The organism is Bradyrhizobium sp., from assembly GCF_030697065.1.
GTDB lineage: Bacteria > Pseudomonadota > Alphaproteobacteria > Rhizobiales > Xanthobacteraceae > Bradyrhizobium.
On the sequence record NZ_JAUYQU010000243.1, the window covers coordinates 1 to 11,988 of the forward strand.

General features: G+C 65.8%; 14 protein-coding genes. 7 read left to right on the top strand and 7 right to left on the bottom strand.

The features are described from left to right. Positions 1-540 precede the first annotated feature (540 nt). The 3 genes from Q8R73_RS19110 (at position 541) to Q8R73_RS19120 (ending at position 4,429) form a co-directional block, all read left to right on the top strand. Entirely contained in the window at positions 541-1,020 is a 480-nt protein-coding gene (locus Q8R73_RS19110; protein ID WP_305721111.1) for a hypothetical protein, read from the top strand. 131 nt (positions 1,021-1,151) lie between these two features. Continuing rightward, positions 1,152-3,413 carry an ATP-binding protein gene (locus Q8R73_RS19115; protein WP_305721112.1) on the top strand — a complete coding sequence of 754 codons (2,262 nt, stop codon included), beginning with the start codon at positions 1,152-1,154 and terminating at the stop codon, positions 3,411-3,413. Positions 3,414-3,514: 101 nt separating this feature from the next. Next, positions 3,515-4,429 carry a GNAT family N-acetyltransferase gene (locus Q8R73_RS19120; RefSeq protein ID WP_305721113.1) on the top strand — a complete coding sequence of 305 codons (915 nt, stop codon included), beginning with the start codon at positions 3,515-3,517 and terminating at the stop codon, positions 4,427-4,429. Between the two features lie 8 nt (positions 4,430-4,437). Here Q8R73_RS19120 and coaA read toward each other — a convergent pair whose 3' ends face one another. The 7 genes from coaA to hisB form a co-directional block, all read right to left on the bottom strand. Then, on the bottom strand, positions 4,438-5,394 hold the full coding sequence (coaA, locus tag Q8R73_RS19125; protein ID WP_305721114.1) for a type I pantothenate kinase: 957 nt from the start codon (positions 5,392-5,394) through the stop codon (positions 4,438-4,440). Positions 5,395-5,434: 40 nt separating this feature from the next. Then, positions 5,435-5,761, bottom strand: coding sequence for a phosphoribosyl-ATP diphosphatase (locus Q8R73_RS19130; protein ID WP_305721115.1), 327 nt, complete (start codon positions 5,759-5,761; stop codon positions 5,435-5,437). A gap of 82 nt (positions 5,762-5,843) precedes the next feature. Continuing rightward, a complete protein-coding gene (hisF, locus tag Q8R73_RS19135; protein WP_304739097.1) occupies positions 5,844-6,620 on the bottom strand; it encodes an imidazole glycerol phosphate synthase subunit HisF in 777 nt (258 codons plus the stop codon). A gap of 9 nt (positions 6,621-6,629) precedes the next feature. Then, entirely contained in the window at positions 6,630-7,370 is a 741-nt protein-coding gene (hisA, locus tag Q8R73_RS19140) for a 1-(5-phosphoribosyl)-5-[(5-phosphoribosylamino)methylideneamino]imidazole-4-carboxamide isomerase (RefSeq protein ID WP_305721116.1), read from the bottom strand. Continuing rightward, positions 7,367-8,017 (bottom strand): imidazole glycerol phosphate synthase subunit HisH, encoded by a 651-nt coding sequence (gene hisH / locus Q8R73_RS19145; RefSeq protein ID WP_305721117.1) that lies wholly within the window; start codon positions 8,015-8,017, stop codon positions 7,367-7,369. The genes hisA and hisH overlap by 4 nt, the downstream gene beginning before the upstream one ends. Beyond that, positions 8,014-8,544: a DUF2628 domain-containing protein gene (locus Q8R73_RS19150; RefSeq protein ID WP_305721118.1), complete on the bottom strand. Its 531-nt coding sequence runs from the start codon at positions 8,542-8,544 to the stop codon at positions 8,014-8,016. The genes hisH and Q8R73_RS19150 overlap by 4 nt, the downstream gene beginning before the upstream one ends. A gap of 24 nt (positions 8,545-8,568) precedes the next feature. Next, positions 8,569-9,162: an imidazoleglycerol-phosphate dehydratase HisB gene (hisB, locus tag Q8R73_RS19155; protein WP_305721119.1), complete on the bottom strand. Its 594-nt coding sequence runs from the start codon at positions 9,160-9,162 to the stop codon at positions 8,569-8,571. Positions 9,163-9,344: 182 nt separating this feature from the next. On the opposite strand from hisB, the gene hslV reads away from it, so the two are divergent. The 4 genes from hslV to hslU form a co-directional block, all read left to right on the top strand. Then, a complete protein-coding gene (gene hslV, locus Q8R73_RS19160) occupies positions 9,345-9,896 on the top strand; it encodes an ATP-dependent protease subunit HslV (RefSeq protein WP_305721120.1) in 552 nt (183 codons plus the stop codon). A 17-nt stretch (positions 9,897-9,913) separates the two neighbouring features. Further along, positions 9,914-10,396 carry a GNAT family N-acetyltransferase gene (locus Q8R73_RS19165; RefSeq protein ID WP_305721121.1) on the top strand — a complete coding sequence of 161 codons (483 nt, stop codon included), beginning with the start codon at positions 9,914-9,916 and terminating at the stop codon, positions 10,394-10,396. A gap of 7 nt (positions 10,397-10,403) precedes the next feature. Further along, positions 10,404-10,895, top strand: coding sequence for a GNAT family N-acetyltransferase (locus tag Q8R73_RS19170; protein WP_305721122.1), 492 nt, complete (start codon positions 10,404-10,406; stop codon positions 10,893-10,895). Positions 10,896-10,975: 80 nt separating this feature from the next. Next, positions 10,976-11,988 (top strand): ATP-dependent protease ATPase subunit HslU (gene hslU, locus Q8R73_RS19175; RefSeq protein ID WP_305721123.1); only part of this gene is annotated, 1,013 nt, incomplete at its 3' end.

The window sequence follows — 11,988 nt, forward strand, 5'->3', positions numbered from 1 at the left end:
CGGGGAAAGCCGGATGATCCGGTTGCCCTGTGGTCTACTCGTGCGCTTCTTGTGCACGACCGCGGGTGCGATCGGCGCCCGGCTTTCCCCGCGCCCTCTCTTCTTGAGAGAGGGCGAAACGGACGCATACCTCGGGCGCAACGCGCCGCGAGAATGCGAGGACGTGTCGGATAGGGCGTGTCGGATGGAGCCTCGTCATTGCGAGCGCAGCGAAGCAATCCATTCTTTCTTTGCGCGGTGAGATGGATTGCTTCGCTGCGCTCGCAATGACGGAATATGCACTCCACCCTCGCCCGGAAAGACAGACAACAGAAACGTCGATGATTGAACCGATAGGCCGCGGCGTACCGGGTCCCCCGCAGGAGCCTGTCATCGGGCGGCGCGATGCGCCGACCCGGTGGCGGGGGACGACGGCCTCGGGGTGGGATAGCCCGAAGGCAACCCGTTCCGCCGTCAACCCGACGGTAACGAGTTTTCTTTACACTCCGCACACCATAAGCCGCAGCGGTTTCCCGGCGTGTCGGCGAGCGAGTGCGTATCATGTTGCGTTTGAAGATCCTGGCCTCGGCTTTTCCGTTGCTGGCCGCCGCGATGTTCGCGGGCGGCGACCTCCTGCCAGGCGCGCGGCCCTGCCTCGCGATCGGCGAGGGCTCGGTGCAGATCACCTCGCTGCCCTGGCAGGCGCAGGCTCATGTCAGCTTCACCGGCGATCCGTCGCTTGCCACCGTGCGGGTGCAACTGACCGACGATGCCGCGGCCGCCGACTTTGCCGTGCTCGACGATATCGACGGCACGAAAGCCCAGGCAACCTCGCATGGCTGCGCGATCAACGCCGCCACCCGTTTCGTGGCGATCTCCGCCGGCCCCGCGGCATCCCGGCCTATCATCTATCTGTCCCCGGGCGGCCCCGCCGATTACCGGATCTTCGTCGCCTCGAAGCGCTTCTCGGCGCGCGAGGCCGCCGCCCTGATCGTCGGCGCCCATGGCGCGCCGCGCCGGCTGGCCGCCGCCGCACTTTAAATCTCTTAACCTCTCGTAAACCACGTTCCTATCGGACGACGCCAGACCCTCCGGCCTCAAGCACTTCGCAAGGTCGCCGCGCCATGTTCAGCGCCGCGACAGATGCGGAAGCACAGCGACAGGGTCACGGCATGAAGCGGCGGATTTTCCGGGTCAAGGTACGCATGCGCCGCTTCGCCCGGCGCCACCCGTGGCTCACCTTCATTGTCCGCTCTTTCATGATCTTTTCGGCCGCGTTCGGCGGCGCCTATGGCTTCATCTCCGGCAGCCGGGTCGAGGGCTCCGGCTACGACCCCCACGCCTTTGCGATCGGCGCCAGCTTCCTGTTCGCGCTCGCCTGCCTCGCGCTGGCGACCCTGAGCTTCCGGCTGCGCTGGGTGCGGCAGAACATGCGCAAGCTGGCGCTGCACAATGAAGCGCTGGTCGACCGCAACTGGGAACTGCAGGAGGCCGAGCAGCGCGCCCGCAGCCTGTTCGAATCGCAAGGCGACCTGATCGTGCTGCGCGCCTGCGACGGCCGCATCACCTTCGCCAACGATGCCTATTGCGAACTGGCGGAACGGCCGCGCGAAAAACTGATCGGCAGCCGGTTTGCGCTCAACGTGCTGGAGCAGGGCGGCACCGCGATCGAGACCAACGGTACAAGGATCCACGACCAGAAGGTCGCGACCGCGCTCGGTCCGCGCTGGATCGCCTGGCGCGAGGGCCTGATCCGCAGCGATGCCGGCCAGCCCGCGGAAATGCAGAGCGTCGGCCGCGACGTCACCGACCGCACCGAGACCGAGCGCGCGCTGGCCGAGGCCCGCGATCACGCCGACGCCGCCAACCGCGCCAAGTCGCGCTTCCTGGCGATGGCGTCCCACGAAATCCGCACGCCGCTGAACGGCATCATCGGCATGAGCGGCCTGCTGCTGGATACGCCGCTGACGCCGGAACAGGCGACCTATGCGAAGGCGGTGAAGACGTCGGGCGACGCGCTGCTGTCGCTGATCGAGGAGCTGCTGGATTATTCCAAGATCGAGGCCGGAAAGATCGATCTCGAACACCGCCCGTTCGCGCTATCGGCCCTGATCGAGGACATCACCGAACTGCTGGCGCCGCGGGCGCAGGCGCGGCAGCTCGAGATCGCGGCTTATGTCGACGAGCGGCTGCCGCTGCAGGTGGTCGGTGACGCCGCGCGGCTGCGCCAGGTGCTGCTCAATCTCGCCGGCAACGCGATCAAGTTCACCTCGACCGGCGGCGTGGCGCTGATCGTCGAGCCCGGCCTTTGGCCGGACGAAGTCAGTTTCCTGGTGCGCGACACCGGCATCGGCATCGCGCCCGAGGCGAGGGAGCGGATCTTCCGCGAGTTCGAACAGGCCGACGAGCGCATCGCGCGCAGCTATGGCGGCACCGGCCTCGGGCTCAGCATCTCCGAACGCATCGTCAAGCGCATGGGCGGCCGCATCACGCTGCAGAGCGAACTGGGCGCCGGCTCGACCTTCGAGGTATCGATTCCGCTCGCGGGCGCCGAAGGCCATGCGAGCGAGCAACCTGCCTTTGCTCCGCCGGATCTGACCGATCAATCGATCATGCTGGTCGGGCCGCAGAGCATCGAGGCTTCGCTGATCGCGCGGCGGCTGCAGCGCTGGGGCGGCCAGACCTGCGTGGTTTCGGATATCGCGGCGGCGCAGGCGCTGCTGCCGGAACGGATCTGGCACGCCGTGCTGCTCGACCATGCGCTCGGTGCCGGCGAGGCCGCCATGCTGGCCGAAGCCGCCCGCATCCATGCGACCCAGCGCATCGTGCTGTTCACGCCGGCCACCCGGCATGAACTGCAACCTTCCCCGGCCTCCGCCTTCACCGGCTATCTGATCAAGCCGCTGCGCGCCGCCTCGCTCGCGGCCCGCCTGAGCATGCCGCCGGACGTGCGGGCGCCCGACCTGGCCGGCGACGACCTGATCGATGCATCAGACAATGTCGCGGCGCCTTCGAACGCGCCGGCGCGCGGGCTCTCGATCCTGGTGGCGGAGGACAACGAGATCAACGCGCTGCTGATGCGCTCATTGCTGACGCGCCTGGGGCATGTTGCCGTCCTCACCACCAATGGCGAGGAGGCGCTGGAATCCTGGCTTGCCGCCAAATCCGCCGGCGCGCCCTACGATCTCGTGCTGATGGATGTCCAGATGCCGCGGCTGGACGGCATCGAGACCACCCGGCGGATCCGCGAGCGCGAGGCCGGCCAGCCCGGCCGCCAGACGCCGATCCTGGCGCTGACCGCAAATACGCTGGTGGAGGACCGCTACGCCTGCTTCGAGGCCGGCATGGACGGCTTTCTCATCAAGCCGCTCGATCGCGAAAAGCTCGCCGATGCGCTGGCCGGATTGGCGGCGTCGCGGCATCTCGCGGCCTGAGCGCCGTCATCCGCCGACAATTGCGGCGTCACATGACTGTCGGATGCCCGTGATCTCTCAACCCTCGAAGACCGCGCCGATTCGCGGTCGCGAGGGAAGCCATGCAGAACGGCGAATTGGCGCGATCGACGCAGCGCCTGATCCGGCTGCTGCGTCCGGAGACGATCGGAGCCACCGCGCAGGCGGCGGTCACCTGGTTCAAGCCGCTTCCGGTCACGCTGGGGCGGCTCGGCGCCCTCGAGGTCCGGCTGGCGCAGGAAAAGCGTGAGGTCCGGCGCGCGCAAAAGCTGCGCTACCGCGTGTTTTATCGGGACGGCAGCGCCATCGCCGATGCCGCAACCCTGCTGGCCCGCCGCGACAAGGATGCGTTCGACAGGATTTGCGATCATCTGATGGTGATCGATCACGCCGCCAAGCCATCGATGCGCGGCAGGCAGCCGGTGGTCGGCACCTACCGGCTATTGCGCCAGGAGGTGGCGGAACGGCATGGCGGCTTCTACAGCGAGAACGAGTTCGACATAGCGAGCCTGACCGGCCGCCACGCCGGCCTGCGCTTTCTCGAACTCGGGCGTTCCTGCGTGCTGCCGCGCTATCGCACCAAGCGCACCGTCGAACTGCTGTGGCACGGAATCTGGGCCTATGTCCGCCAGCACCGGCTCGACGTCATGATCGGCTGCGCGTCGTTCGAGGGCACCGATCCCGACCGGGTGGCGATGCCGTTGTCGTTCCTGCATCACTACGCGCAGGCCCCGGCAGCCTGGCGCGCCAGCGCGCATCCCTCCCGCCGGGTCGAGATGAACCGGATGGCGAAGGAGGCGATCAACCCGAGGGCCGCCCTTCACGAGCTGCCGCCTCTGATCAAGGGATATCTGCGGCTGGGGGCCTTTATCGGCGACGGCGCCGTGATCGATCATCAGTTCGGTACCACCGACGTGCTGATCGTGATGCCGGTTTCGGCGATCAGCGCCCGCTATATCGGGCATTTCGGCGCCGATGCGTCGCGGCACGCCGCCTGACGCGCGGCTCAGAGCCGGCGCAGCGCCACGGTTTCGACCACGTGATCGGCGCCCTTTTTCAGGATCAGCGTCGCCCGCGGCCGTGTCGGCAGGATGTTGTCCTCGAGATTGGCGAGGTTGGTGCGCTCCCAGATCGCCAGCGCGGTGGCGGTGGCCTCCTCGTCGGACAGCAGCGCATAACGATGGAAATACGACCGCGGGTCGGTAAAGGCGGTGTCGCGCAGCGCCAGAAAGCGCCGGACGTACCAGTCGCGCAGCACCGGTTCGTCGGCGTCGATATAGACCGAGAAATCGAAGAAGTCCGACACCACCGGGACCGCCTTGCCGTCGCGGGGCAGCCGTCCGGTCTGCAGCACATTGACGCCCTCGACGATCAGGATATCCGGGCGGTCGACCTCGACCCATTTATTCGGAACGATGTCGTAGGTCAGGTGCGAATAGACCGGCGCCCGCACCGGCCGCCGGCCCGCCTTGATGTCGCTGAGGAATGACAGCAGCGTCGGCAGATCATAGCTCTCCGGGAAGCCCTTTTTCTGCATCAGGCCCTGCCGTTCCAGCACCGCATTGGGAAACAGAAAGCCGTCGGTGGTGACGAGGTCGACCTTGGGCCGCGGCGACCAGCGCGCCAGCAGCGCCTGCAGCACGCGCGCGGTGGTCGACTTGCCGACGGCGACCGATCCCGCGACGCCGATGATGTAGGGCACCTTGCGATCGCGGATGCCGAGGAATTGCCGCTGCGCCTGATAGAGCCGCAGCGTGGCATCGACATAGATCGACAGCAGCCGCGACAGCGGCAGAAAGATGTCCTCGACCTCCTTCATGTCGAGGCGATCATGCATCGAACGCAGCCGCTCGAACTCGCCCGGCTCCAGCGTCATCGGCGTGTCGTCGCGCAGGCGCGCCCACTGCTCCCGCGAGAATATCCGGTATGGATTGTATTGTTGATCCGGTGCCCTGATGTCCATCAGCCGCCTCTAGCGTTGACCTCTAGCGTACCCTTGGCTCTTACGTGTCGCGCTTGCGCGCGGCCTTCTCTTCGAGTCCTGACGTGCCGGTACGCTGTTCCAGCGCGCCCTCGACCTCTTCAAGCCGGACGCCGCGTGATTTCAGCAGCACCAGCAGGTGAAACAGCAGATCGGCACTTTCGGCGATCAGGTGGTCGCGGTCGTCCTCGACGGCGGCGATCACGGTTTCCACCGCCTCCTCGCCGAGCTTCTTGGCGCAATGCTCCGCGCCCTTGCCGAGGAGCTTGACGGTGTAGGACGCCTCGCCGCCGGCCGCCGCACGGGCGTCGATGGTGGCAGCCAGATCATGGATCGTGAAACGCGTCATCAACTCAAACCCAACACGCGCGCCACCGGGTCCGGGGCGCGTTCTCCGCCGGGGGATGTAGCACTTCTGTCACAAAGAGTCGTCAGGGATCGAGCCGCATCGGCAGCCCGGCGCGCACCATGTGGTCCTTGGCCTGGCGTATGGTGAATTCCCCGAAGTGAAATATCGACGCCGCCAGCACCGCGGTCGCATGGCCCTGCCGGATGCCGTCGACCAGATGATCGAGATTGCCGACCCCGCCGGAGGCGATGACCGGAACCCGGATGCTGTCCGCCACCGCCTGGGTCAGCGGCAGGTCGAACCCCTGCCTCGTGCCGTCCCGGTCCATCGATGTCAGCAGGATTTCGCCGGCGCCGAGCGAGACCACTTCCTGGGCGTATTCGATCGCATCGATCCCGGTGGAATTGCGTCCGCCATGGGTGAAGATTTCCCAGCGCTCGCCGCCACCGCCGCGCTTGACGCGCTTGGCGTCGATCGCCACCACGATGCACTGATCGCCGAATTTCTCCGCGGCTTCCTTGACGAATTCGCGGCGGCTGACGGCCGCGCTGTTGATCGACACCTTGTCGGCGCCGGATCGCAGCAACATCTTGATGTCGTCGACGGTTCGCACCCCGCCGCCCACGGTCAGTGGCATGAAGCAGGCTTCCGCCGTGCGCCGGACCACCTCCATCATGGTGCCGCGATTTTCATGCGTGGCGGTGATGTCGAGAAAGCAAAGCTCGTCGGCGCCGGCGGCGTCATAGGCGATGGCCGCCTCCACGGGATCTCCGGCGTCGCGCAAATCGACGAAGTTGACGCCCTTGACGACCCGGCCGTCCTTGACGTCGAGACAGGGAATCACGCGAACCTTGAACATCTGCGACTCCTAGACCGCGGCGCGCGCGCTGCGGATCAGCGCCAACGCTGCTTCGGGATCGAGCCGGCCGTCATAGAGCGCGCGGCCCGCGATCGCGCCGGCCAGTTTCCGGGCGCGCGGCGCCAGCAACGCCTTGACGTCCTCGATCGAGGCAAAACCGCCCGAGGCGATGACAGGGATCGAGATGCGTTCGGCAAGTTCGATGGTGGCGTCGAGATTGAGGCCCTTCAGCAGGCCGTCGCGCGCGATGTCGGTGAAGATGATCGCGGCAACGCCGGCATCCTCGAAACGCCGCGCGATTTCCAGCACCGTGACCTGCGAGGTCTCGGCCCAGCCTTCGACCGCGACCTTGCCGTCGCGCGCATCGAGACCGACCGCGACGCGGCCGGGGAATTTCTTGGCAGCCCCCTTCACCAGTTCGGGATCGCGCACCGCGGCGGTACCGATGATCACGCGGGTGACGCCCTTGGCGAGCCAAGCCTCGACGGTCTTGAGATCGCGAATCCCGCCGCCGAGCTGCACCGGCATGGTGACAACCTCGAGCATCGATTCGACGGCAGCCGCGTTCATCGGCTTGCCGGCAAAGGCGCCGTCGAGGTCGACCACGTGCAGATATTCGAACCCCTGCGCGGCGAAGCTCCGCGCCTGCGCCGCGGGTTCGAGGCTGAACACGGTGGCGCGCGCCATGTCACCCTGCTCGAGGCGGACGCACTGGCCGTTCTTCAGGTCGATGGCGGGAAAAAGAATCACGGCTTCCATTTCAAGAAGTTCGAAATCAGGGCCAGCCCGAAGCGCTGGCTTTTTTCCGGGTGAAACTGGGTGCCGATCGCGGTGTCCTTGCCGACCATCGCAGTCACCGGTCCGCCGTAGTCGGCGCGCGCCAGCACTTCCGACTCATGGGTGGCATTGAGGTGGTAGGAGTGCACGAAGTAAGCGTGGCGGCCCTTCGGGCCGAGCGGCAACCGCTCGAGCACCGGGTGTTCCCGGACCATGTCCAGCGTGTTCCAGCCCATGTGCGGAATTTTCAGGTTCTCTTCGCGCGGCGAGATCTTTTCGACGTCGCCCGCGATCCAGTTGAAGCCGTCGGTCGTGACGTGCTCCTTGCCGCGGGTCGCCATCAACTGCATGCCGACGCAAATGCCGAAAAACGGCCGCGCCTTGTCGCGCACCGCTTCGGTCATGGCTTCGATCATGCCGTCGAGCGCGTCGAGGCCCTTTCGGCAATCGGCGAAGGCGCCGACGCCCGGCAGCACGATGCGATCGGCGCGAAACACCGTTTCGGGGTCGCGGGTCACCACGATCTTTTCCGGCACCGCCATGCCGCGCGCCGCGCGTTCGAACGCCTTGGCGGCGGAGTGCAGATTGCCGGAGCCGTAATCGATGATGGCAACGCTCACCGCGAGCCTCCCGGTTCCGGAAACAATCCGATGATCTCGCTTCGCGGCAATGGCGGCGGCCGCGAAAACGGCTGGCCCGGAACATCCCGGGTCGGCGGCGGCCCGCCGCGCTCGACCGCCGGTTGATCGTTGACAAGCGCGCGCTGCTTGGCGGTCCAGCGATCAAAGAACCGCCGCTCGGCGGTTTCCGAATCCTCGGCCACCACTATGTCGAGCTGGCGCCAGTTGCGCCGCGACAGGGTCCAGCGCCGCAAGCTCGCCGCTTCGAACCCCATCAGCAGCGCCAGCATGAGATCGACGAGAAGGATCGCGTTTCCGCCGACGCCGAGCGCCGCCATTCCGACACTGACCGCGACCATCACGACGATCCAGCCGATCAGCGCCAGCCACAGCCCATGCCAGAGCAGCCAGACCGGGCCCAGCAGAGCCGCCCAGAAATGAAAGCCGTCGCGAACGAAGGCGAACCTGTCGGCCGCCCGGGTCCCCGCATCGATCATTACTGGCGCATGAACCGTATAAACCGGCATCGCAACTCTCCGCCGAGAACGAAATCAGCCGCCGAGCTGACCCTTGGTGGACGGAACTTCGCCGGCGGCGCGCGGATCGATCGCGACTGCCGCACGAAGTGCCCTCGCCAGACCCTTGAAGCAGGATTCGGCGATATGGTGGCTGTTCTCGCCATATAGGGTCTCGACGTGCAAAGTCACGCCGGCATTGATCGCAAAGGCGTTGAACCATTCGCGAACCAGTTCGGTATCGAACGCGCCGATCTTGTCGCGCGGAAACTCAACCTTGAACACCAGAACCGGCCGACCGGATATGTCGATCACGACCCGCGACAGCGTCTCGTCCATCGGCATATAGACCCCCGCATAGCGGCTGATCCCGGCCATGTTGCCGAGCGCCTGCTTCACCGCCTGGCCGATCGCGATGCCGACATCCTCTGTCGTGTGATGGTCGTCGATATGGAGGTCGCCGACCGCCTTTACGGTCAGGTCGATGCGCGAATGCCGGGCCAGGAGATCGAGCATATGATCGAAAAAGCCGACCCCGGTCGCGACGTTGGACACGCCTGATCCGTCGAGGTCCACCGTCACCTCGATATCGGTCTCTTTGGTTTTGCGCTTGATGGTCGCCGTGCGCATGAAAACTGCTTTCCTTTGGCCGAAAACGCGGCCCTTTTAACAGGCCGATGCGGCCTTCGCTACTGCGGGATAGCCCAGGGGAGGGCGAACTTCGCCCTATGGTGACCGAAATCAGGCTTCAAAGCGCAGCGATTGTAACCTCCCGCGCCAATCCCTAGATTTGGGCCAACACAGGGAATTCCATGCACGCATCACAATCCCAGTCGCCGGTCTGGCACGGCACCACCATTTTGACGGTCCGCAAGGGTGGCAAGGTGGTGATCGGCGGCGACGGCCAGGTCTCGATCGGCCAGACCGTCATCAAATCCAACGCCAGGAAGGTACGCAAACTCGGCAAGGGCGACGTGATCGGCGGTTTTGCCGGCGCCACAGCCGACGCCTTTACGCTGTTCGAGCGGCTGGAAAGCAAGCTCGAGCAATACCCGGGGCAATTGACCCGTGCCGCGGTCGAACTCGCCAAGGACTGGCGCACCGACCGTTATCTGCGGCGGCTGGAAGCGATGATGATCGTCGCCGACAAGGATGTCTCGCTGGTCCTGACCGGCACCGGCGACGTGCTGGAGCCGGAAGCCGGCGTGATGGCGATCGGATCCGGCGGCAACTACGCCCTGGCGGCCGCCCGCGCCTTGGTCGATTCCGACAAGGACGCCGAAGCCATCGTGCGCCGGGCCCTCGATATCGCCGCGGACATCTGCGTCTATACCAACCGCAACGTGACCCTCGAGACCCTCTAAGGAGCGCGCGGCCGGTCATGGCTCCGCCTTACATATTCCGTCCGATGACGAAAGCCGATCTGCCGCTGGTTCAGCGCTGGCTTGGGGAGCCGCATGTCGCCGAATGGTGGCATGATCCCGAAACCTTCGAGTTCGTCAGTGGAGATCTGAATCATCCGGACGCAGCGCAATTCATCGTGACCCTGGAAGGCCGGCCGTTCGCCTACCTGCAGTGCTATCGCATGAGCGAGTGGACCAGCGGCTTTGGTCCGCAGCCGGCCGGCACGCGCGGAATCGACCAGTTCATCGGGGAGGCCGATATGATGGGGCGCGGCCACGGGTCTGCCTTCGTCGGCGCCTTCATTGAAGACCTGCTGAGCAATGGCACGCCTCGCGTCGTGCTCGACCCCAGACCGACGAATTCCCGTGCCATACGGGCCTATGAGAAAGCCGGATTTCAGCGCGATCGCGAAGTCGACACGCCGGACGGCGTTGCGCTCCTCATGGTACGGGATGCATGACCCGCCGATGCCCGCCGGTCGCTACCAGTTTCGCCCGATGACAGCGGCAGATCTCCCGCTGGTGAAGCGCTGGCTGGCAGAACCGCACGTGGTGCAGTGGTGGGGCGACGCTTCCGAACAATTCGAACTGGTCAGCGGCGACCTCGAAGTCGAGACCATTGACCAGTTCATCGTGGCGACGGACGGCCGGCCCTTCGGATACATCCAGTGCTATGATCCCGAAATCTGGCCGGATAGCGGACTGGGCGACCATCCCAAGGGAACCCGTGCCATCGACCAGTTCATCGGAGAACTCGCCATGGTGGACCGCGGTCATGGATCGGCGTTTATCCGCACTTTCATCGATCTGTTGCTGGCCTCCGGCGCGCCTCGCGTCATCACCGACCCCGATCCTGCCAATGCGCGCGCGATCCGCGCCTATGAAAAGGCCGGATTTCGCCGGGATCGCCTGGTCGATACATCCGAAGGCGAGGCCCTGCTGATGGTGCGCGACCGATGACGCGCGAGCGCAGCGCCGGCCGGACCGCCGATCATCTGAAGCCGCTTGTGCCGGCCACATTTTAAACCTAGCTAGGACGCATGACCGACTTCTCCCCCCGTGAAATCGTTTCCGAACTCGACCGCTTCATCGTCGGCCAGGCCGATGCCAAGCGCGCAGTTTCCATCGCACTGCGCAATCGCTGGCGCCGGCTTCAGCTCACCGGCCTGCTGCGCGAGGAAGTGCTGCCGAAAAACATCCTGATGATCGGGCCGACCGGCGTCGGCAAGACCGAAATCGCGCGGCGGCTGGCGAAACTGGCGGGGGCCCCGTTCATCAAGGTCGAAGCCACCAAATTCACCGAGGTCGGCTATGTCGGCCGAGACGTCGAGCAGATCATCCGCGACCTGGTCGAGGTCGCGATCGCGCAGACCCGCGAACGCAAGCGCAAGGACGTGCAGGCCCGTGCGCAACTCGCCGCCGAGGAGCGCGTGCTCGATGCCCTGGTCGGCCCGGGCTCCGGCCCCGCGACGCGGGATTCGTTTCGCAGGAAGTTGCGCGCCGGCGAACTCAATGACAAGGAAATCGAGATCGAGACCCAATCTTCCGGCGGCGCCCCGATGTTCGAGATTCCCGGGATGCCCGGGGCGCAGCTCGGCGCGATCTCGATCGGCGATATCTTCGGCAAGATGGGCGGACGGACCAAGACCCGCCGCCTGACGGTTGTGGATTCCCACGAACTTCTGGTCAACGAGGAATCCGACAAGCTGCTGGACAACGATCAACTGGTGCAGGAAGCGATTCATGCGGTCGAAAACAACGGCATCGTGTTTCTCGACGAGATCGACAAGATCTGCGTTCGCGACGGCCGCACCGGCGGCGACGTTTCGCGCGAGGGCGTGCAGCGCGACCTGCTGCCTCTGATCGAAGGCACCACAGTCTCGACCAAGCACGGCGCGGTCAAGACCGATCACATCCTGTTCATCGCGTCAGGCGCGTTTCACATCGCAAAGCCGTCGGACCTGCTGCCGGAACTGCAAGGGCGATTGCCGATCCGGGTCGAGCTGGAAGCGCTGACCCGTGACGACATGCGCCGCATCCTGACCGAGCCGGA